This is a genomic window from Streptomyces sp. S07_1.15, from assembly GCF_020739505.1.
In the GTDB taxonomy this organism is placed as follows: domain Bacteria; phylum Actinomycetota; class Actinomycetes; order Streptomycetales; family Streptomycetaceae; genus Streptomyces; species Streptomyces xinghaiensis.
Genome location: NZ_JAJBZK010000001.1, coordinates 902510 through 922659 on the forward strand (window position 1 = coordinate 902510; position 20150 = coordinate 922659).

Annotated in this window: 22 protein-coding genes and 2 pseudogenes; 19 read left to right on the forward strand and 5 right to left on the reverse strand. The window is 70.3% G+C overall.

All coding sequences use genetic code 11. The features are described from left to right. The first annotated feature begins 32 nt into the window (after positions 1 to 32). Both LIX60_RS03890 and LIX60_RS03895 read left to right on the forward strand, forming a co-directional pair. On the forward strand, positions 33 to 224 hold the full coding sequence (locus LIX60_RS03890; RefSeq protein ID WP_227957210.1) for a hypothetical protein: 192 nt from the start codon (positions 33 to 35) through the stop codon (positions 222 to 224). Positions 225 to 276: 52 nt separating this feature from the next. Then, a pseudogene (locus LIX60_RS03895) lies at positions 277 to 474 on the forward strand (cupin domain-containing protein); the annotation flags it as partial. A 407-nt stretch (positions 475 to 881) separates the two neighbouring features. On the opposite strand, the gene LIX60_RS03900 reads toward LIX60_RS03895, so the two are convergent. Then, a complete protein-coding gene (locus LIX60_RS03900) occupies positions 882 to 2117 on the reverse strand; it encodes an MFS transporter (protein ID WP_227957211.1) in 1236 nt (411 codons plus the stop codon). 263 nt (positions 2118 to 2380) lie between these two features. On the opposite strand from LIX60_RS03900, the gene LIX60_RS03905 reads away from it, so the two are divergent. From LIX60_RS03905 to LIX60_RS03915, 3 genes are all read left to right on the forward strand, one after another. Beyond that, entirely contained in the window at positions 2381 to 2908 is a 528-nt protein-coding gene (locus LIX60_RS03905; protein ID WP_227957212.1) for an HAD domain-containing protein, read from the forward strand. Then, on the forward strand, positions 2905 to 3354 hold the full coding sequence (locus LIX60_RS03910; protein ID WP_227957213.1) for a hypothetical protein: 450 nt from the start codon (positions 2905 to 2907) through the stop codon (positions 3352 to 3354). Before LIX60_RS03905 ends, LIX60_RS03910 begins: the two co-directional genes overlap by 4 nt. Before the next feature lie 494 nt (positions 3355 to 3848). Then, positions 3849 to 4181, forward strand: a complete 333-nt coding sequence (locus tag LIX60_RS03915; protein ID WP_227957214.1) for a hypothetical protein — start codon at positions 3849 to 3851, stop codon at positions 4179 to 4181. Here the strand turns inward: LIX60_RS03915 and LIX60_RS03920 are convergent. Both LIX60_RS03920 and LIX60_RS03925 read right to left on the reverse strand, forming a co-directional pair. Then, positions 4130 to 4780 carry a hypothetical protein gene (locus LIX60_RS03920; RefSeq protein WP_227957215.1) on the reverse strand — a complete coding sequence of 217 codons (651 nt, stop codon included), beginning with the start codon at positions 4778 to 4780 and terminating at the stop codon, positions 4130 to 4132. The genes LIX60_RS03915 and LIX60_RS03920 overlap by 52 nt on opposite strands. Before the next feature lie 1118 nt (positions 4781 to 5898). Continuing rightward, complete coding sequence (locus LIX60_RS03925) at positions 5899 to 6690, reverse strand: DUF5707 domain-containing protein (protein WP_227957216.1); 792 nt, start codon at positions 6688 to 6690, stop codon at positions 5899 to 5901. A 310-nt stretch (positions 6691 to 7000) separates the two neighbouring features. Between LIX60_RS03925 and LIX60_RS03930 the strand changes: the two genes are divergently transcribed. Next, the gene (locus LIX60_RS03930; protein WP_227957217.1) at positions 7001 to 7453 is read left to right on the forward strand and encodes a DUF5959 family protein; all 453 of its coding nucleotides are present in this window, start codon (positions 7001 to 7003) and stop codon (positions 7451 to 7453) included. 811 nt (positions 7454 to 8264) lie between these two features. Here the strand turns inward: LIX60_RS03930 and LIX60_RS03935 are convergent. Then, positions 8265 to 8447, reverse strand: a complete 183-nt coding sequence (locus tag LIX60_RS03935; RefSeq protein WP_227957218.1) for a hypothetical protein — start codon at positions 8445 to 8447, stop codon at positions 8265 to 8267. Here LIX60_RS03935 and LIX60_RS03940 point away from each other — a divergent pair. Together LIX60_RS03940 and LIX60_RS03945 are read left to right on the forward strand one after the other, a co-directional pair. After that, entirely contained in the window at positions 8440 to 9129 is a 690-nt protein-coding gene (locus tag LIX60_RS03940) for a hypothetical protein (protein ID WP_227957219.1), read from the forward strand. The genes LIX60_RS03935 and LIX60_RS03940 overlap by 8 nt on opposite strands. A gap of 142 nt (positions 9130 to 9271) precedes the next feature. Further along, positions 9272 to 9637, forward strand: a complete 366-nt coding sequence (locus LIX60_RS03945; RefSeq protein WP_227957220.1) for an aldo/keto reductase — start codon at positions 9272 to 9274, stop codon at positions 9635 to 9637. A gap of 619 nt (positions 9638 to 10256) precedes the next feature. On the opposite strand, the gene LIX60_RS03950 is transcribed toward LIX60_RS03945, so the two are convergent. Continuing rightward, positions 10257 to 10421 (reverse strand): hypothetical protein, encoded by a 165-nt coding sequence (locus LIX60_RS03950; RefSeq protein ID WP_227957221.1) that lies wholly within the window; start codon positions 10419 to 10421, stop codon positions 10257 to 10259. A gap of 107 nt (positions 10422 to 10528) precedes the next feature. Here LIX60_RS03950 and LIX60_RS03955 point away from each other — a divergent pair. From LIX60_RS03955 to LIX60_RS04005, 11 genes and pseudogenes are all read left to right on the forward strand, one after another. Further along, positions 10529 to 10729: pseudogene (locus tag LIX60_RS03955) on the forward strand (IS5/IS1182 family transposase); the annotation flags it as partial. A 261-nt stretch (positions 10730 to 10990) separates the two neighbouring features. Next, positions 10991 to 11728: a phosphotransferase gene (locus LIX60_RS03960; protein ID WP_227957222.1), complete on the forward strand. Its 738-nt coding sequence runs from the start codon at positions 10991 to 10993 to the stop codon at positions 11726 to 11728. Between the two features lie 171 nt (positions 11729 to 11899). Further along, positions 11900 to 12436, forward strand: a complete 537-nt coding sequence (locus LIX60_RS03965; RefSeq protein ID WP_227957223.1) for an SMI1/KNR4 family protein — start codon at positions 11900 to 11902, stop codon at positions 12434 to 12436. A 246-nt stretch (positions 12437 to 12682) separates the two neighbouring features. After that, positions 12683 to 13405, forward strand: a complete 723-nt coding sequence (locus LIX60_RS03970; RefSeq protein WP_227957224.1) for a hypothetical protein — start codon at positions 12683 to 12685, stop codon at positions 13403 to 13405. Between the two features lie 365 nt (positions 13406 to 13770). Next, positions 13771 to 14559, forward strand: a complete 789-nt coding sequence (locus tag LIX60_RS03975; protein ID WP_374117957.1) for a hypothetical protein — start codon at positions 13771 to 13773, stop codon at positions 14557 to 14559. 583 nt (positions 14560 to 15142) lie between these two features. Continuing rightward, complete coding sequence (locus tag LIX60_RS31885; protein WP_374117787.1) at positions 15143 to 15322, forward strand: hypothetical protein; 180 nt, start codon at positions 15143 to 15145, stop codon at positions 15320 to 15322. 40 nt (positions 15323 to 15362) lie between these two features. Then, entirely contained in the window at positions 15363 to 15707 is a 345-nt protein-coding gene (locus LIX60_RS03985; RefSeq protein WP_374117788.1) for a M23 family metallopeptidase, read from the forward strand. A 142-nt stretch (positions 15708 to 15849) separates the two neighbouring features. After that, the gene (locus LIX60_RS03990; RefSeq protein WP_227957225.1) at positions 15850 to 16305 is read left to right on the forward strand and encodes a hypothetical protein; all 456 of its coding nucleotides are present in this window, start codon (positions 15850 to 15852) and stop codon (positions 16303 to 16305) included. 166 nt (positions 16306 to 16471) lie between these two features. Next, on the forward strand, positions 16472 to 16867 hold the full coding sequence (locus LIX60_RS03995) for a hypothetical protein (protein WP_227957226.1): 396 nt from the start codon (positions 16472 to 16474) through the stop codon (positions 16865 to 16867). A gap of 168 nt (positions 16868 to 17035) precedes the next feature. Continuing rightward, complete coding sequence (locus LIX60_RS04000; protein ID WP_227957227.1) at positions 17036 to 17656, forward strand: ABC transporter ATP-binding protein; 621 nt, start codon at positions 17036 to 17038, stop codon at positions 17654 to 17656. After that, entirely contained in the window at positions 17653 to 19920 is a 2268-nt protein-coding gene (locus tag LIX60_RS04005; RefSeq protein WP_227957228.1) for an FtsX-like permease family protein, read from the forward strand. Before LIX60_RS04000 ends, LIX60_RS04005 begins: the two co-directional genes overlap by 4 nt. The last annotated feature ends 230 nt before the right edge of the window (positions 19921 to 20150 follow it).

Here is a 20150-nt window from a genome sequence, read left to right on the forward strand (position 1 = left end):
ACCTCACCAACCCCCGCGGAACGGTCAAGGAAGTGCGCTACCTCAAGACGGACGGCACGTTCCTCACCGTGACCGCCCACTACAGCGTCCAAATCTGGTACCCCGCCCTCGACCGGGTGCTCGCCGATGCCTGCGACCGCGTCCACGGCACCATCAGCCGCGCCCAGTGGGCCCAGCGTTTCCCCCGCCTCGACTACGCCCCGCCCTGCCCGCGCCGCCCGTGACCCAGGACCGGCCGGATCCGTGCCGCCTCCGGGGGGCGGCACGGATCCGGTCGGGCGGCTGTGGCTTGCACTCGGCGGCCAGGACCTCGTCCTCAGAGCCGGGGACGTCGCCGAGTCCGACACCCGGAGTCCTCACGGGGTCGCGAACGCCGGCCCCGGCGGCCCGGTCGAGTACCTGATCACGTTCGGGCCACAGGGAGAGCGCCTGCGACCGCGCACCCCGCCCGCCCCCGGCCCCGGGGCCCGGTAGCCGGCGGCGAACGAACGGCCCGACGTCCCCAGGCAGTGCCGCTGCCCGACGAGGCCGGTTTGGACGTCGGCGCCTCATCGGCATACCCGCGCTGACCGCGCACCGAGCGGTCGAGAGCCGCGCGGTCGGCAGGGTCCTGGTGGACGTCACCTCCTGACGTGCAGCACCTCGTGGAGGGCGTAGGCGCGTGCCTCACGGGTCCTTGATGACGAAGATGATCCGGTGGTTCACGATGTCGCGATCGACGCTCCGGGCAGCTGTCGCACAGGCCCGGCAGACGACGCCGAGAACGCATGGCCGCAGGCCCGTACGATCGGAGCGTTCCGGCCCAAAGCCGGCACCTGTGACTCCGGGCCGTTCATTTCGTGTGGCGAGTCCGTGAAGGCGGAGGAGGTGCGGGCAGCCGCTCACCGTTGCCCCTCCGCCGTAACCGCCTGATCCTCGCTGTTCGTCACACGTTGTTCGCGCGCTGCCGTTTGGTCCCACCGGGCTGGGACGAGAGCTGTCAGCATCAGGAGCGCGGTCAGGACGAATGCCCAGGGGTAGCCGGTGGAGCCGGCCACCGCGCCGAAGCCCACCGCGCCGAAGCCCATACCCGCGTCGTAGGCGACATTCCACAGGGCGCTCACCGTCCCGTACCCGGAGGCCGGGACCCGGGAGTACATCAGCGTGATGGTCGCGCTCTGGGTGATGCCGAAGCCGACGCCGAATACGGCCGCACCCGCGACGACCGCGACGGGGACGCCCGTGAGGGCAACGACGAGGATGCCGGAGGCTGAGACGACCAGCCCCGGTACGACCAGCCCGGCGGCTCCGCGCCGGTCGGAGTGCCGGCCGGCGAACCAGCGGGATGCGGTCGCGGCGGCCGGTTGCGCGAAGAGCGCCGCGGTGACCGCGCCGGAATGGCCCGGCGCCACGGCGAGCGGCAGAAAGGTGACGACGATCCCCGCGCCCACCGCGGTGACCGCGAACACGACCGTGGGGCGGCCCAGCGTGCCGGAACGAGCCCCGGCGAAAATGCCCAGGGGCGGCCCCGATACCGCTTCCCGGCCGGGCAGGCCCGGAACGGCGGCGATGGAGACCAGGGCGATCAGTGCCGCCACCCAGCAGACGGGCCCGTACCCCGTGTGCGCTGCCAGCCAGGACCCGAGCGGCAGGCCCACCAGGGATGGCACGCCGGCCATGACGCCGATCAGGGCCAGCCCTTCCCCGCGGCGTTCGGGCGGAATCAGCGACGCCGTCAGAGCCCCACCCGCCACCAGGGTGAACGCGAACCCGAGTCCCCGGACACAGCACACCGCGGCGATCCACGCCATGCTCTGCGACATCTGCAGGGCCAGTGCCGGTGCGCCCAGCAACAACAACCCCGCCCCCAGCATCAGGCGGTAGCCACAGCGTGCAGCCAACCATGGGGCCGTCAGCTCGCCGACCACCGTGGCCGACATCAGCACACCGGTGGCCAGACCCGCCTTGTCGCTGCTCCCGCCCGGCCCGCTCTGCGCGTACGCCGGGACGACCGACAGCAGCAGAAAGAAGCTCGCCGAGGAACCGATGACCGTCACAAAGCGCAGCAGCAGCGGGCGGGTCACCAGACGCGGTCGCGCCCCGGCAGCCCGGTCCTCAGGACCGACGGATGAGGCCATGGGGTGAAACCTAGGGGCCGGAGCCGCCCGAAGGCTTCCCGTTTCCAAGCCTGTTCAGCAAGCCAGTTCTTGCGCCGGCTCCCGGAGGGCCGTACGGCCGGCTCTGGAGCGGGGGGCTGCCCAAACCGTCTCCGCGCCTACGGATGCCCACCGGCTTGAGCGAGTTCATCCGCACTTGTGCAGGTGCCCTGACGAGTATGTCGGCGCCGGCCTTTTCTCGAAGGACACGGCGGTGGTGGTGCCTGTAGCTATCGTGTGCCGTTGTGACTGGCTCTGCGCGGCGTCCGCTGCTGTTCCTCGATGTCGACGGACCACTCGTCCCGTTCGGTGCGGAGCCGCGGCAGTACCGGAACTACGCGACGGGTCGGGATCTGCCAGAAGCCGGAGGGAACCCGCTTCTGGCCAGGATCAACCCCGCGCATGGGCCCCGGCTGGCCGGCCTTCCGTGTGAGGTGGTCTGGGCCACGACGTGGATGGACGACGCGAACGCGTGCATCGCTCCCCTGCTCGGCCTTCCGCAACTGCCCCTGGTGGCCTGGCCGGAGCCGTCCGATACGGATGAACAAGACGAGCGCGACGGACTGCACTGGAAGACCCGTGCACTCGTCGCATGGGCCGCGGGACGGTCATTCGTCTGGGTCGATGACGAGATCACTGACACCGATCGGGCCTGGGTCGCCGCTCACCACCCCGGCCACGCCCTGCTCCACCGAGTCGTTGCCGGCCTGGGTCTCACCGATGACGACTATGCGGCCATCGACGCGTGGCTACGACAGGGGCGGCAGTCATGACCTCCTCGTATCCCGCCGTCCTGCCCCTGCTGCTCGGCATCGTCACCGCCGCTGTGGCCGCCTTCGCTCTCGTCGGACACGGCTTTCCGGCGATCGGCCGGGGGGCCATGGCGCGCGGTGGCGCCGCGCTCTCCGGAGCCACCGCCGCACTCGCCTACGCCTGGGGCCTGGTCTCACTCGTCCTCGACGAGAGCGGCACCGCCCAGGCCTGCCGGGACGCGAACCCCTCGTTGTTCGGGCAGGTGAGCGGCTACAGCGTGTCCTACCTGCCGCCTGCTCTCAACTGCCGCATGGCGTCGGGTGGTTCCTATCCGGCGGCCGTCCCCGGCTTTCTCACGCCCGTGATGACGGTCTGTGCGGTGATCGCCGTGACGCTTGCCCTGCTCGCCGTCGCCGAACACCGCGGCACGACCAGACCCGAGCACCGGGAGCAGAGGAAGACGTGACGTGGTCGGCCGCGCAGCGCGCCCGCATCGGCACTGAGACAGCGGCCGCCGTGGTGACGCGCCTGGTCAAGCGCGTCTCTTCGACGCCACCGCCTCTCTCGGCGACGGCGCGGATGCGTCGCCGAGGAGGTGAGCAACAGGACGCCCGGGTTGACGACGCTCCGGGTGACGAGCCGGGCGCAGCCGGGCCCGGTGATCGACGCGACCTGCCACCGCGGAGGGCGGGAGCGGGTACGCGCGGGCCGAGCGGCGGCCGAAGCCTTTACCCGGCGGCCGCGCTGCCCGCTGGGGGTGCGTGCTCGGCGGGCAGCGTGTCATTCATTCGATCGAGCCCTTCTCCCCGTCAGCGGTCCGCCGACGAGTGACCCAAGTGGGATCCTCCCTCCGACTCGTGACGAAAGGGGGCCGTGATGACCACTCCGGCGGTGCTGCGGGACTTGGAGAGCGCGCTGCGCGGCGACGACCTCGTCATCGTCCTGTCCGCGGCCTGAGACGTGTTCGACGTGGCGGGCCGGGCCGCGGACGCCGTCACCTGGGAGCCGGGCAGCGACGAGCTGCGGGCGCTGCTCGCTTCCCGGGCCTGCTTCGCCGGCCGCCGCCTGCTGCCCCTGCCGGAGACCCTCCGCTCCGCCGACCTGCAGGCGCCGCCGGACACCCAGGGGCCGCTCACCCCCTACGTCGAGCTCCTGGAGCGCACCCGGGACACGCTGTCCGGCCTGGCGGAGGGTGACGGAGCGGGGAATGAGGCGCGGTCCGCCCTGCTGGAGGCCGCCGCTCACGCGAGGACGGGGGCCGTCTGCCTGGCAGGCGTACGGGAGATGCCGTGACCACGCTGGGAGACCTCTTCGACGTGGCCCGCGCCCGTCTGCGAGCGGCCGCCGAGACACCGCTCGCCGCCCGGGGACCGCAGGAGAGAGCCGGCGTCGTGCTCAGGCTCGAGCTCTTCCTGGAGCAGCTGCACGCGAGCCTCTCCACCGGCGTCTCGGATGCGCCCTCCGCCGAGGGGGAGTTGACCGTCCATGTGCGGGCCGCCCGGGCATCCCTGCACACGGCCCAGGAGATGCTGCCGGTCCGGACGGGGACCGGCGTCGCCGAAAGCCTCGTCCACGAGGCCACCCGCGCTCTGGCGGCGGCCGGCGATCTGATCGCGGGTCACCGGGGCGCCGACGGCGAGCCGCTGACCGCGTACGCCGCCGCGCTGAGCACCCGGGAGGCCCGCGACCACCTCACCCGGCGGTCCGCCGAACTCGCCTATGAGGCCGGCCACGTCGCCTACGCCCTGTCCCTGGGAGAAGGACACCCCGGCGCGGCGGCAGCGCTCCTGGACGTACGGCTCGCGCTCGGCCGCGGCCTGGTCCTCAGCGACGCCAGGGTCCGCGACGCCGGCACGACCGTCGACGCCCTGCCCCTCGCCCTGCCCGGCCAACCGGTCCGGATCTCTCCCGCGGAGACGCCCCGGGAGGGGGCGCGCCGGCTCGCCGAGGACTGTGAGCGGCTGTCGCGGGCCGCCTTCGAGACGCTGCGCGGCCGGTCCGGTCACCGGCTGAGCGGATCGGACATCCAGGACCTGTCCAAGTGGCTCGCTCTCGGCCACTTCCTGTCGGGCCGGCTGCTCCTGCACGCCGCGCAGCAGTCCCCGGAGGCCGGGGCGTTGCGCGAGGCGGCCGCGGCGCTGCGCACGGCCGCGGTCGCAGTCGCGTGGCAGCAGGCGTCGGCCGCCTGGCACCGCGTCGTGGACCTGGCCGACCCGCGCCATCACCCCGCGCTACCGAAGGCCCCGTACCGGCTCCGTCACCTGGGCCGGGTGGTGCAGCTGCCCCGGGTGGATCCCCATCCGGCCGTGGTGACGGCGTGGACGTCGGCTCTGCGCGTGGGAAGGCTGCTGTACGGGCCGGAGTGGACTGCCGAGCGGAGAGAGACGGCGATGCGGGCCAGGCCCGTGGAGGACGTGCTCGCCGACTGCGGCGGGCCGGGTGCTCGCCGCGGCGCTCTACCGGTTGCCGGCGACCGGCTGGCAGCTGGCCCTGGCGGTGCCGCTGGCCGTACGGCGGGCTCAGAAGGGCCTGGTCACGGACGACATCGAGGGCCGGCCGGCTCACTTGGACGGCGGGCTGCCCTTCTATCCCGTCTCGCAACAGCAGGTGCAGGACCTGCTCCGTGTCCACGAGGCCGTGCTCCGGCCGGAGCAAACCGCCGCGAGCGTGCTGATCCACGCCGCGGGGCGGTGCGGAACGTCCGTCCCGCGGGCTCGTCTGGACGCGGCGGCGCACAACGTGCTGGTACGAGAGGCAGGGTGGGAGGCGCAGCCCCCTCGGGCTGTTCAGCGACCGAGACGACAGACGCTTCCGCCGGAGCGCCCCCGGATTGGGCGCGGTGGGCTCCGCCGGTGACTGGTCTGGTCTGTGAGGGGCCACGGTTCGGCGGTGCAGCGGCGGCTGACCGGCCCGCCGGCCGGGAAACAGACCGGGGCTCAAGAAGGCTCGGACCGAGGGGTGTCCGGTCGAGCCTTCTTGAGCCTGCTGGGGATGGTGACCCTCCCGGGAGTTACGTCACGTCGACGTAGTCCGCCGTTGAGGCAACCGCCCGGGTGGTGGACGTGCCTGCGAAGGAGTAGCGGAAGTAGCCGTCCGCCGTGGCCTTCGTCGTCGTCCTCAGCTTGCCCTTGCTGTCCGTCGTGACGGTCTTGAGGGTCTTGTAGGTGCTGGTGCCCTTCTTCTTGAACTGGAGCTTCACCGGCTGCTTCGTGTAGCCCCCGTACTTGTAGGTCTCCCAGTTGGCGCGGGTCAGGGCCCCCGTGACAGTGATCGTCTTGTTCTTCTTCACCGGTTCCGGCGAGGCGTTGACCGTCAGCCTGGAATTGCGCAGGACCTTCGCCTTCGCGGCGGAGTCCTTGGTGATGTAGTCACCGTCGTTGGCCAGGGCGTGGGCTCTCACGGTCCAGGTGCCGGCCGTGGTGTTGTCCTGGGGGTGGATGCGCGGGTTCATTTTCAGTGTGTAGGTGCAGGTTGTCGTGGTGGAGCTCTGGCGCACACACGTGCCCGCGATGTCGTCGGGCATCACGAGACCGTAGGAGTCGCCGTTCGGGAGGGGCGTGTGCCACATGACCGGGAAGGTGTTTCCGACCTCGATGCCCGAGTCGTCCGTGGCGGTCACCGCGATGGTGAACGTCTTCACGTCCGTGGTCCCCAGGACGATGTTCTTCCCTCCGTTGACGACCACCTTCGTGATCCTGATGTCGCCCGATACCTCATCTGCCTGGGCGGCCCCCGGAATCGCGAGCGCGGTCAGGGCGATGGCCGCCCCGGCGAGGCCTGCCACGGTGGTGCGGTGATGCACGAGGCGTTTTCCCCCATGTTCCAGCGCCTCGGGAACGTCCCGAGGCGGGGCTGACAATGCCCACCCGGTACGCGGGTGGCACGGACATGACCATCAGGTCGCGGGAATGGTTGCCCATCGGTCACACAGCTGAGCTTCCAGGCGTAGCCGACCTTGCGCTTCACGCCTGCTTCCGTTTTGGGCCGCAAGGGCGGCGGCGACGGTGTCGTCCAGGTGACGACGCAGGGTGGGTTCAAAGGCGCCGCTGGGCACCGAGGGCGGGGGGAGGATCGTGAGCAGTCTGATCCTCCGACTTCATCAAGGAGTGGCTGTGGCCGAGGAAGCGCGGGCGCTTGAGCTGGTCCGGTTTGCCGACCGGACGCAGAGCGTCACCGTCGAGGTGGCGTGTGATGCGCCCGTTGTCATGGGTGACGAGCGGTTCTACGCCGCCGAGGTCATGCTGGTGAGCGGCTTCGTCAGCGGCCGGGTGGGCCTGATGGTCTCGCTGGAGGATCTGAACGACTGGGGAAGGTGTCTCGACATCCTGGCGGAGGACGAAGCAGTGGAGTGGCCCAGCGGAGACCGCAGCGCGTGGCTGGAGGTGGTGCCCGGTGATCCGGTGGAGGTGACCGTGCAGGACTCGCCGTCGACGCAGATCGCGGTGCGGGTACCCCTCGACGTCGCCACCGAGTGGCTGGAGGAGAACCGGTTGCGGCTCAGCCAGGTCAGGGCAGCGGTCGGGCACAGGATCTCGGGAGCAGCCAACGATTCGTGTGGCGGGTAAGGACGTCAGGGTGACGCCGGAAAAGGCGAGAAAGATCAACTCTCCTGACGGCTGGAGCGACCTCAGCGAAGCCGAATTGGCGGAGGTTGGGATCGGCCCGAGGATGTCCGAGCCCGGGGACGACTCCGGGTGCGCACCGATGCGCGCAGTGCAGCAGGACCGCTGAACCGGCGCGGCGGCCGGGCATCCTGGAAACCACGCCGCCACGGGTGATTCGCCGACGAGGATGGGGACTCCCCGCCGCCCGCTGCCGGAGCTCCGCCGACGTGCCGGAACCCCGTCCGTCCTGGTTGTCAGCACGATGTCCGGTGCCAATCGGCGCAGCGCGTGCAGCGGCCCCACGGCTCTCGGACGGCGGAGGTAGATGGCCGGGCGGCCAGGGGCGACGTCAGGACGGGGGCGGTGCCGGGCGGACGAGTGGAAGAATGCTGCGGGGGTTGCAGAGCCTATGAAAGAACAGACGAACACTATGCCCGTTTCACTGCTTTCGCGAAGATCGGCGAAAGTAAGTAAAAACAGCGTCCCTCGCCAGTAAACCTGCAGGTCGCGAACTCTGCTCCCCGCGCACGCGGGGATGGTCCCTTCCGGGGGGAAGCCCATGCAGCGCCGTCCCTCTGCTCCCCGCGCACGCGGGGATGGTCCCCGGATCGAACCGGCGACGTCGGCGCCCGGCCTGCTCCCCGCGCACGCGGGGCCGGCCCGAGGCATCGGCCACGCGTTCGACGGCTGCCGCCCGAGGCAGAGGGACCGGCCGCCCCGGATGATCTAGAGTTCCGGCGGCGGCAATTGACCCGCCGAACAGACACTCGGCTCAGGGGTGGGGATTGATCACTTCAATATTGGCTGCTGCTCCGCAGCGGCGCAAAGCCTCGGCTGCACGGCGTGCGGCCGTCGCGGCGGTGGCCGGGGGCATGGCGTTGGCGGGCGTGGGGCTCACGGCGCCGAGCGCGCACGCCGCCGACAGTGACATCTCGTTCTCGAACGTCGTGTTCAACAATGGCAAGCCCATCGTCGTCGGCATCAGCGCCGAGGTCGAGGCCCCGTTGACGTACACCGTCAAGAGCAAGGTGACGCTCGACTCCTGGTGGGTCGAGGCCTACCGGGGCACTTACGGGACCAACGAGTACACGCTCGCGGGGACCACGACCAGGTGGGGCTGCGGGCGGTCCTCCGCGGGCGGCTACACCTTCCACGACTGCGACGAGACGATGACCATCGACCCCGACGACATGCCGGGCGGCAATGGCAACAAGCTCGTCAACAGCGACGCCACCGCCTGGAAGAGCGTCGGCACGGCCATCAAAAAGAACGGCAGTTACGACGACGACCGGCTCTCCGCGACGGTCCGCCTCCAGCGTGCCACGCGCATCCGGAACATGAACGCCTCCCCGGAGCCCGTCACCAAGGGCAAGCCGATCACCGTCACCGGCACCGTGCAGCGCGCGAACTGGAGTCTGCACCGCTACGACAACTACGGCGGCCGACTCGTTAAGCTGCAGTTCAAGCCCGCCGGTTCCAGCACCTACACCACGGTCAAGTCGGTAACCGCCAGCAGTACCGGCTACCTGAAGACCAAGGTGACCGCCTCCAAGGACGGCACATGGCGCTGGCGCTACAGCGGCAACACCACGAGCGGCGCCAGCAACTCCTCTGGTGACTACGTAGACGTGAACTAAGTCCCCTGGGCGCCCCTTCGACCTGCGTCTCGGTCGCCGCGCCTGATCGCGCAGCGGAAGCCCCGCTCCGGCGGGGCTTCCGCACGCCGGGACACGATGACCGCCCCTGCCCGACTGGCGTGCCGACCACCGGGTGCTGCCCATGCTCGTGAACATCGAACGCGGCCGGGATCGAGAGCCGCCCGAAGTGCTGAACAACCGCTGCCGGCACTCGCGAACAGAACCAGCGAATCATCACCGAGGGCTGCGCCCGCTGCGCGAGCGCTTCGGCCAGTCCACCGCGGATCTGGCCCGGGCCGCCCTGCGCTACCGTCTCCAGCACGCCGACAACGCCGCTGTCCTGACCGGCTTCACCACTCCCGAGCAGGTCACCGAGAACCTCAAGACCGTGAGCGAACCCCTCGGCCCCGAGGACATCACGTTCATCCGTGAGACCGCCGGGCGCCTCCAGCAGCGGCTCGACACCGCCGGAGAGGTCTTCTTGGACGAGAATGACACCGCGCGATGACCGACATCCCCGCCCAACTCCCCCTGCTCACCCCCGCACGCCCCCGCCACGCCCGCTCCGGTCGCCCGCTCGGACCCGTTCATGCAATGAGGACTCCACGTCGATAAGTGTCCGCACAGCCACAACGGTTCCCGATCCATCGGGCCGGGGTATGCCTGGCTGACTGCGCGCACCCTGTTGTTGCGGGAGAGGAAGCCGAGGACCCGGCCGACCGGAGCGGGCGTGGCGGAGGGCTAAGGGCTGTCCCGCTACTCCGCCCTGGGCAGGATCAGGGTTGAGTGCTGGGACGACAGGCCCCGATATCGGGTGTGGTTTCCTGGCCGTCATCGGACAGCAGATGCTGGCATGATGATGCTCATGACCTTGTACCGAAAGGCCGATGCCGCGTAGACGGCCCGGCGCGCTACGCGCTGAACAGTCTCCTCGTGTCCCTTGGAGCTTGCCCCCGGACCGGATCCACGGCCTCTCGTCCCGGACCAGCGTGGCGATAGATCGGGTGGAGAGACTCTCGGACGACTACTACCTCTACCCCGGCGCTACCGACCGCGCGCTGCGGCGATATAGCGCGTTCCTGCAACCACCGGGTCGACGACCCCTGTATCCGCAGGAGACGGGGTGTTCATGCCGTGGCTGTTCCTTCGAGGACGTCCGACACGCCCGCGATGTGCTTGAGGAAGTCTTGCGGCAGTTGCCACCCAGGCCACTGGCCGAGCTCAAAGACCGAGTGCGTGCCCTGGACGTCAGGTATGTCGAGCGCACACTGCCGGATCAGTTCGCGGCTCATCGTCAGTGGCGTTCTGACCGCTGGTGGCGGCGCCGCCTGGCCGACGGTCCGGAAGGTAGGTGAGGAGTTCTGCCCTGGCATTGAAGCAGCGGTGGAATGATCAACGCGTGGCTGGTGTGATCAAGGGGGTTGCAGCCGTCCTGGATAGGGCCTTTCACCGGGCTGGGCCCGCGCTGCTTCGGCAAGGTCGTGACCGCCATGCGCTGCGAAGAGCGGACGGGGCCCGCCGAGGCTGGCCGTGGAGCCTCCCCCTGGAGGACCGTGTTTTGCTTGTCGCGGCGTACTGGCGCACCAACTTGACGCTGCGCCCAAGCCGTCGCTGAACTACCAGCAGCGGCCGCTCGGGTCAGCTCATACGAAACGGTGGGCGGCGCGCAGCCAAGGTGGCCCGCCGCTCCGGATGCGTGGGAGTCACGCAGGAAGGAGTTGGACGACTCCCACCCACGGAGAGTCACCCGTCTCGTGGGCCGCACGAACCCTCTACTCCCCGCGCACGCGTGGTGAAACATGGACGCCGGAGATCGACAAGTCATTGAGAATTCGAGGCAACGACCGGGCAGGGTGGTGGGATGCCTGAGTCGTCCTTGCCGGGAGGTTTCGTCAACGCCGTCGTTCGTGTCGGGGACACGGTGCGTCGTCCGGCCTCTGCTCGCACGAAGTTCGTGGGTGATCTGCTGAGGTTGCTCGAAGCCGGTGGCTGGAGCGGGGCTCCGCGGTATCTCGGTGTGGACGAGAAAGGCCGTGAAGTGCTCAGTTACCTTCACGGCCATGTGGCGTGGGAACCGCGGCAACCTGCTGCCGTGTCGTCGGACGAGAGCCTGGTGGCGGTCGTCCGGCTGGTGCGCGAGTTCCACGACCTGACGGCCGGCACCCCACTGGCTGGAGACCACGAGGTCGTCTGTCACAACGATCTGTCGCCCAAGAACACGGTCTACCGGCTGGTCAGTGGCTCGCTTCGGCCAGTGGCGTTCATCGACTGGGACCTTGCGGCGCCGGGCGCCCGGATCCATGACGTCGCTCATGTCTGCTGGCAGTACCTCGGGCTGGGCCCTGTCGTGGCCGACGTCGGGGATGCGGCTCGGCGCATGAGGCTAATCGCTGACAGCTACGAACTGGCGGACCGGCGACGTCTTGTGTCCACGGTCCTGTGGTGGCAGGACCGGTGCCGGCGTGGCATCGAGACCGGGGCCGATGCGGGTGACGTCGCCATGGTCCGGCTTCGTGATGCCGGGGCGGTGAGGGGGGTTCAGAGGGCGTATCAGTGGGTTTCCGATCACCGGGGTGCTTTGGAACGCGCACTGCAGTGAGTGCGTGGTCACGGTCGATCCGGGTCGTGGGGCCTTCGGGCCTTCCTCCCGTCCGCGCCGGTACACGTGGGCACGGTCAGTCACCAACTGTGCGGATCCGTCCGACAAGGATTCTGGCCGGTGAGTCGGCCCGCCTGGTCCCGTGGCCTCGGCACGGGTGAGAATCCCGCCATGCACCCCGCCGTGGCACGTCTGATCGAACTCGTTCCTCCCCCAGGGCCGCGCCGCTCCCGCGACTGGCAGGCCGCCGAAGAGGAACTCGGCACCCCGGTTCCGGCCGACTACCAGCAGCTCGTCGAGGTCTACGGAGGCGGTGTCTTCGACGAGAGCATCTGGCTACTGGACCCCGCGTGCCCCGACGACGACTACAACCTCCTCGTCGCAGCCGCGGAACGCGCTGAGGTCCTCGCCGCCCTCTGGGAGACCGAGCCCGTACCCGAACAGCTCCAGAGGGCCGGGACACGGGTGATCCCATGGGCCTACGTCGAGGACAGCGGGGCCTGGCTGTACTGGCTGGTGCAGCCCGGGCGGAAGCCGGACGAATGGACGGTGATGCTCAATGAAGGCCGAGGCCCCCTGTGGGAACACCACAGCACTCCCTGCGCAGACTTCCTCCTGGCCGTCCTCACGGGACAGGCGGAAACCGAGTACTTCCCCGATCTCCCCGCCGGTGAGCACCGGTTCGACTCCAACGACGGCATCGAATAGCCCCGCACACCACCATGCCGACCCCGCCCCACCGCGACCGCCGCGGTCCTGGCCAAACAGCCCGAACCGCTCCGGTTTCGGCGCTGCCAACAGTAATGGCCAGGACGTCAGCACCAAGCATTCGTCCAGCCGCGAGCACGGGATCTTCCTGCGGTCTTGCACGTGCCTCTATGCTCAGGCGGGCGGGCGCTACGCACCAAAAAACCATGCAGTCCGTGCCACTCGGGGGAAGTCGTGGACGTGCCGATGCTGATCCTGCTGGGTGCGGCGGGAGGGGCGCTTCGCGGGCTCCTCGACGCCTATAGCCGGTTCCTGGACTGGCAGTCGGACCGCCGTGGCCATCGGCAGTTACCTGCCGAGCAGGCGAACGAATCGCCCAAGTTCCGGGATTACTTCGACCCTGTCGCCGACCCGATCGCGGCCGCCGTGCACAGTGCCATGGGTGCGGCGGCCGCGGTGCTCTTCGGTACCACCGGGCAGATCAGCGGTGCGTACGCGGCCGTCGTGGTCGGCACCTCTGCCCCTGTCATCCTGACTCAGCTCGGCCGTGTCCAGTCGATCAGCGATGCCGTCAACGGTGCACCGCAGGCAGGGACTGCCGCCGAACAGGGAACCGCCGAAGGCTCTCCGCAAGCCGCATCGCCGGTCCAGCAGCTTTCGCCGGCCGGCGATGGGTTCCAGCCCTCTGTCGCGCAGTCGGCCGTGATCGGCCTGACGCAGTCGCCATCGACGGTGCCCGCTCCTTCCCCAAGCTTCGACGAACGCCGTGGGCCAAGCCTCACCGGTCAGGGCTTCGCGAGTCCTGACCTTCACGTCGACCGCCAACCGGGCATCGGCGCCCGCGACCCCCAGCTGAACGGTCGGCCGGTGGACTCCGCAACAGCCGGGTCGGACGGCGCGCTCAATGATCAGAGGGCGCCGAGTCACCCGCACGGGCCGGTCATCGGCGAGGAAGGGACCACACGATGACGCGGCCCTCCATGAGCCGACGCATCGCTGCGGCGATCATGGGTGCCGGCCGCCCGGGCGACCGGCCGTCCGCTGTCTCGCATCAGCGTCGACTCCCCCTTGGTCGCCGTCTGCTGACATCAGTCCTGGGTAGTCAGGCACGCCCGCCGACAGTTTCCGCATCCCCACTCGAAGAGCCGAAGAGAGTAAAGGAAACACCCCGCACCGATGGCACAAGCCGCTTCGTCTCCCCGCCGGACACACCGAGCCCGCTGCCGCGGGACCAGTCGGGACCCCGGTACCCGGGCGGCCGCGTTCGGTCACGCACGCCGAGTGAGAGCCGCCCGGAACGCGGTGAGCGCCGGGCGAATCCGCTTGCGCAGAACCTGCTGAGCGAAGACCGCCACGAATACGAGCGGATCCTCGACGAGGCACTGCGCCATGCCCCGCACCGCTTTCCCGAACTGGCCGCTGTCGGACCGCGGCTCAGCAGCGAACAACTGCGCACCATGGCGCTCGCCGCCACCGCAATCATCACGGCGACCGCAGCGACCGAGTACCAGCACTACGTCAAGGCCCGCGATGAACTGCGTCGGCTGGCCCCGTCCACCCGCAAACCCGGCTACGGAGACCCGGACGCAAGCATGGGACTCGTCGCCCCCATGGGAGAGGTTGCCGAGAGTGACGGCGCGGGCATGGGCGCCGTCGTCGCCGTCCTCGTCCCCTTTCTGACCGGAGCCGCAGCAGCGATCTCCCTGCTCGCGGGATTCATTCTGAAGATGCTCGTCCCCAAATCGGCGTCGGCCGAGCGCCTTCTGACCTTTGGGTGGATCTCCGGAGCGGTCGCCGCAGCCGCCGTTCTCGTCGCTGCCGTCGCGTTGCTACACACCGCACTGCGCCACCCGCCCCGCCCCGGCAAGCCGTACCGCGAACTGAGCGGGGAGGTGGACCGGGCCAGGGCAGCCTGGCGCGAGGCCCTGCTTGAGCGCGGCATCCTGCCGTTCCTGCAGGACGCCCTGACCGACTCGGGCACGGCGGCACTGCGCCACCCGACACCGCCGGCGGCGGCCGGCCGAACGCCGCTCCTCGGCTATGCCCGCCCGGGCTTCACGAGCCCGGACTTCGAGGAGCCAGCCGAAAGCAGCCCCTCCACGGGACCCGAACAATCAGGCTGATCATCCCCTATGCGGCGTGAGGCGGAGGGCCCCGGAGCCGGCGGGGTGGCGGGCGGGGGCTGTGGTCGCTTCGGAGGTGGCCAGGTGGAGGTCGAAGTCGGTCTCGGCGGTGGGTGGCGGCGGGGGCGGCGGTGTCTCGTGGCCGTGCCGCGCCTGCCATCGGTACCGTCCGCGCCGGGCGGTCGGGGCCACAGGTCGGCGGGGTTCTCCGCCCGTTCGGTGCTGGACTCGGGCCCGGGCACGGTCGGGTTCCCCGTCGGTTCGGTGGTCGGCTCATGCACGGTGGGGCTCCTCTGCCGCCGGGGCTGTGGGCGGTACGCCGGTGTCGTCCCCGGGTCCGGGCTGCGGTCCGAGTCCTCCTTGCCCTGCCCTCGGCACCGGCTCCCTTCCCGGCCCCGGACATCGTCCCGACCCCGGCTCCGTCCCGTATCCACGCTCAGCCCCGTATCCGGGTCCGGCTCCGAACCCGGACCCGGGCTCTGGCTCGCGATCGGACCCGGCCCCGGCACCCCCCGCCGGTGCGGAACCCGGCTCCGAACGACCAGGCACCGCAAGCAGCCTCCGCAAGTCCTTGTCCCGGAACGTGAGCCGCATCCGCCCCTTGATCGGCGGCAGGTTGGAGTACTGCGCGATGGCCGTGAAGTCCGGGAGCTGCTGCAGCGAGTGGACGGGCGCGAGGTCGGTCTCCGTCGGCGAGCTGTTCGTGGTGTGTTCGCCCCGGGAGCGGCCGTGGGAGGTGCGGATCACCTCCGTGCGCCCGTAGAGGCCGGAGAAGTACCGCAGGGTACCGCCAGCGCGGCGGCATGTGGACGAGCGGCCACCACACCGGTGTCGACTTCGCCGTGCCGGCCGGCTCCCAGGTGAGGGCCTTCGGCCCGGGCACGGTGGTGTCGGCAGGCTGGGCCGGCCCGTACGGCCGCGAGATCGTCATCCGCCACCCGGACGGCATGTACAGCCAGTACGCCCACCTCTCACAGCTGGAGGTGGGCCCGGGGAGCACCGTCAGGGGCGGGCAGCGGATCGCCCAGTCGGGTTCCACGGGCAACTCTTCCGGCCCGCACCTGCACTTCGAGATCCGCACCACCCCGGAGTACGGCTCCGATATCGATCCGATCCCCTACCTGCGCCACCACGGACTGGAGGTCTGATGCCGGACACCCTTCACACCGAGCGGGACGCGGCGGCCCCGCGGGAACCGGACGGCCCCGCGTTCCTCCCCTGGGGCACGGTCACCCCCACGCTTCTGGGACACCGGCGCCCAGCCCGCACCGCCGAGGCCGGAGCCCGACGGTGCCCCCGCATCCGCCGAAACCGCAGCCGGGCCCGCGCCCACCGCCGTCCCGGAATCCGTACCAACTGGCCGCCATCACGGCCGCCGCGGAACGCGGAGACCTCACCGCGGCCGAGGAGCGCGCCGAGGCACTGGACGACGAGATCACCCGTGCCCACGGGCAGACCCACCCGCACACGATCCACATCCGGGAGGTCCGCGCCCACCTGGCCCACCTCGCCGGTGACCCGGGCACCGCCACCCGCTGGTACCTCCACGTCACCGGCCTGTACATGGCGACAGCGGGCGCCGCCGACCCGCAGACCCGCCTCTCCGCCAAGCGCGCCTACGCGCTCTGGCGCTCCATCGAGGACCCGGCGGTCCAGGAGGAAACCCGCGAGCCGGTCACCGCGATGCTGACCGACATCCTTGGCCAGGGCACCACCCCACCGCCCCGGGCTCAGGGTCCTGCATGACCAGCGATACAGCGGGCGGTTTATCGATCAACTTCAACTACCCTATGTGCAAAGGATGTTACTCTTCCGTCACCGGTGATCAAGAAGTGACACCGGGAACGGGAGGGAACAAGTGAATCGAAAGCTGGCTGTTGGAGTGCTCGCGACCGGGCTCTTCTTTACAGGCATGGGGACAGCGTTCGCTACGGCAGGTGGGTCGACCGGTGCGGCCGAGGCCAGTGCCGCGTGGAAGGGCATCCCCACGCTGAACAGCGGGGGGGTCCAGTTCAAGAACGGCAAATACAAGTTCGAGCCCGCGGGCACCAACCGTGGCGCCTTCCACTGGAAGGGCAACCTCAGGGACTCCAACCACGGCGACGGGCACAACGTCTACATGCAGGTCCGCGTCGAGGGATACAGCTGGAGCCGGTTCAACGGCAAGCAGAAGAAAACCGTCTGGCTGGACAAGCTGAGCTACGACGGTGCCGCGCGGCACACCGACGACGCGTGGATACGGGCCTGCCGCGACCGGGGCTCCCTTCGCCCGGACAACTGCTCGGTGACGAAGGCATACCACCGCTAGAAGAGACTGACGGGTGACACCGCCAGTCATGGAACGACCTCGGGGCCCCGGTCTGACCCACCGGGGCCCCTCCGGCCTCCGGGGGACACGATCAGTACCAGTACGTCCAACACGTCACACATCCTCTCCGCGAGCGGTGTCGAGTTCTCCTACGGCTCCACACCAGCCGTGCGCGACGCACATCTCGCGCTCGCCCGCGGTGAGGTCGCGGCGATCACCGGGGCCAGTGGCTCAGGAAAGTCGTCATTGCTCTACTGCCTGGCGGGAGTCCTGCCTCCGTCGCGAGGCCGGATCAGCTTTGACGGGCAGTCGTTCGCCGAGCTGGACGACGAGGAGATCAGCTCTCTGCGCCGGGAGCGGTTCGGGTTCGTCTTCCAGTACGGCGAGTTGCTGCCCGAGCTGACCATCGAGGAGAACACCGCCCTGCCGCTGCGCCTCGCCGGCCGGCGCAAGCGGCCTGCGCTCAAGGCCGCCGCCGAGGTGCTCGAGCGGCTGGGGATCGCCGATCTGCGGGAGCGGCGGCCGTCCCAGGTGTCCGGCGGACAGAACCAGCGCGTCGCCGTGGCCCGGGCCCTGGTGCACAAGCCCGCCGTCGTGTTCGCGGACGAGCCGACCGGTGCCCTGGACAGTGCCAACGCCGGCGCCGTTCTGAAGGAGTTCCTGGACCTGGCCCGCTCACAGGGCACCGCCGTGCTGCTGGTGACCCACGATGCGACGGTGGCCGCCCGCGCCGACAGCCGCTACACCATGGCCGACGGAGTGCTCGCCCCCGTGGGAGCGGCGGAATGAGGGAGTTCCTGCTCGGTCTGCGGTTGCTGTTCGGGTCCGGCCGGGGCAACCGCGCCCGGTTTCTGCTGATGACCCTGGGCGGGTCGCTCGGTGTGTGCTGCCTGGCTCTCGTCCTGACGATCCCGTCGATCCTCGACGCCCGCGACGGCCGGGCCGCCGCCCGTGACCCCCTGGTCCACGCCGGCCAGCCGACCGGCCAGCGGACCCTGGTCCAGGAGTTCCGGGACCCGCACGGCTCCAAGCCGTTCGGCCGCGTCTTCATCGCCCAAGGCACCCAGGACACGCCCGCGCCACCGCCCGGCCTGAGCCGGCTGCCCGCCCCGGGCGAGGTGTACGTCTCCCCCGCCCTGCACGACCAGCTCCGGCGCGAGCCCGGCCTCAAGGGTCTGCTGCCCGGCACCGAGAAGGGCCTGATCGGCCCGGCCGGTCTGACCGCCCCCGACGAGCTGTACGCCTACATCGGCACAACCCGCGCCCACCTCGGGGACGACGTACGGGCGTTGAAGAGCTTCGGCAAGGAGTACCCGCCCACCTGGACCGTCGAGCCCTCCACCCTGGAGGCCCTCCGCTTCACCCTGGCCACCCTGGTCCTGCTGCCCCTCGGCGTCTTCCTGTCGGTGTGCGCCAAGCTCTCCGCCGCCAGCCGCAACCGCCGGCTCGCGGCCCTGCGCCTGCTCGGACTCAGCGCGAAGGGCACACAAAGGGTCAACGCCGCCGAGACCGTCGTGGCGGCCCTGCTCGGTGCGGCCCTCGGCCTCGCGGAGTTCTGGCTGCTCAACCAGATCGTCGCCCGGGCGGGCCTGCCCGGCCTGAAGTGGTACGCGGCAGACGGCGCGGTGTCGTGGCAGACAATGGCCCTCTGTCTGCTCGGGTGCCCGGCGCTGGCCTGGGTCGTCGGCCGGGCGAGCGCCCGCGCGGCGGCCCGGAACCCGCTCGCCACCCGCCGCGTGGCGGCCCCCAGGGCACCCCGCGTCCGGGGCGCCCTGCTCCTCGTCACCGGCCTCGGAATCGTCACCGGCTTCAGCGCCACCGGCCTGACCGACCACCCCGCGCGCAGTGACGGCATCAACGCCCTCCTGGTGCCGGCCGGGGTACTGCTGACCGGCCTCGGCCTGGTCCTGACCCTGCCGCTGCTGTCATACCTGCTGGCCAGGCGGCTCGCCCGCTCGGGCAACCTCGCCCTCAACCTGGCCATGCGCCGCAACGAGGTCGAACCGGGCAGTGCGATGCGCGTGGTCACCGGCCTGGTCCTGCTGGTCTTCTCGGCCTCCCTCGCCCAGGGCGTCCTGGTCGAGCTGAGCCAGGTCTCGCGCAACACCTCGCCGACCCAGGAGTACGGTCTGCAACTGTCCCAGTTGAGCCGGGACCAGCAACAGCGGCTGCGCGAGATCCCCGGCGTGGACGTGTCCGCCGTCGTCATGAACTTCGACAACGACCTGCAGAGCGACACCGACGACAACCAGGCCAACGCCCTGATCGCCACCTGTGCCCAGCTCACCGCGCTGACCCGGCGGGTCGAGGGCTGCGTGGACGGCAAGGTGATGCGCCTGTCCGACCCCAACACCGGGGACGAGCCCTTCAAGACCTCCGTCTTCACGCTGGAGAAGGACAGCAGGCACACGACCCTGCGCATCCCGGTACCGAAGGACACCGTCCTCTACGCGGGTCAGGGAGTGACGAACCTGACCAACGCCGCCCTCCTCGTCCCACCCGGCAAACTGCCGCCCGGTGCCGTCCCGGCGTCGGCCATGCTCGTCCTCGCCTCCGACTCCGACCCCTCGACGGTGCGTACGGTCCTGGACGGGATCGGCGCGATCGCACCGACGGCCGACGTGGACCCCACGGGCATCAACATCGAGGCCCTGCAGCAGCTAACGGTGATCAAGACGCTCCTCGTGCTGGGCATGGTGATGGGCCTGGTCATCGGCGTCGCCGCGTTCCTCGTATCGGTCACCGACCGGGCCGTGGAACGCCGCTCCCAGGTCACCGCCCTCGCCCTCATCGGAGCCCGGGCCGGCACCCTGCGCGCGGTGCAGTGCCTGCAAGTCGTCCTGCCGCTCGCGATCGGCCTCCTCCTGGCTCTGGTCTCGGGCAAGCTGGCCGAGACCGCCTACCTGGTCACGGGCGGCGGTGAGATCTTCTGGGACGGCGCGGGCGTACCCGTGCTGCTGGCCTCCACCCTCGGTGTCCTCGCCGTGGCCGTCGTCGGCACCCTCCCCCTGGTCGGCCGCCGCATCGACCCCGAACTGATCCGCCGGGACTGACAACCGCATCCACACCACCGCCTGCGAAGGCTTCCAGCCGGCTGGCCACTGATACATCGTCAGCAGCATCGGAGCGAATACCGACAGAAGCCACAGGAGGGATAATCCCCTCTGCCTCTGCACACATCGCCCTCCGGGCCGGGACAGTGCGCCTCATCACCCCGTGCGGCGCACCGTCAAACTCATCGGTCGAATGCGGGACCGCCTGCCGGCCGTCGGCACAGAGGCGT

What these genes read in the sequence shown, in the direction of transcription:
- LIX60_RS03900 (WP_227957211.1), bottom strand. Translation starts at nt 2,117, where the DNA reads ATGGCCTCATCCGTCGGTCCTGAGGACCGGGCTGCCGGGGCGCGACCG.
- LIX60_RS03910 (WP_227957213.1), top strand. Translation starts at nt 2,905, where the DNA reads ATGACCTCCTCGTATCCCGCCGTCCTGCCCCTGCTGCTCGGCATCGTC.
- LIX60_RS03945 (WP_227957220.1), top strand. Translation starts at nt 9,272, where the DNA reads ATGCTCGTGAACATCGAACGCGGCCGGGATCGAGAGCCGCCCGAAGTG.
- LIX60_RS03950 (WP_227957221.1), bottom strand. Translation starts at nt 10,421, where the DNA reads ATGAGCCGCGAACTGATCCGGCAGTGTGCGCTCGACATACCTGACGTC.
- LIX60_RS03960 (WP_227957222.1), top strand. Translation starts at nt 10,991, where the DNA reads ATGCCTGAGTCGTCCTTGCCGGGAGGTTTCGTCAACGCCGTCGTTCGT.
- LIX60_RS03965 (WP_227957223.1), top strand. Translation starts at nt 11,900, where the DNA reads ATGCACCCCGCCGTGGCACGTCTGATCGAACTCGTTCCTCCCCCAGGG.
- LIX60_RS03970 (WP_227957224.1), top strand. Translation starts at nt 12,683, where the DNA reads ATGCTGATCCTGCTGGGTGCGGCGGGAGGGGCGCTTCGCGGGCTCCTC.
- LIX60_RS03985 (WP_374117788.1), top strand. Translation starts at nt 15,363, where the DNA reads ATGTGGACGAGCGGCCACCACACCGGTGTCGACTTCGCCGTGCCGGCC.
- LIX60_RS03995 (WP_227957226.1), top strand. Translation starts at nt 16,472, where the DNA reads ATGGGGACAGCGTTCGCTACGGCAGGTGGGTCGACCGGTGCGGCCGAG.
- LIX60_RS04005 (WP_227957228.1), top strand. Translation starts at nt 17,653, where the DNA reads ATGAGGGAGTTCCTGCTCGGTCTGCGGTTGCTGTTCGGGTCCGGCCGG.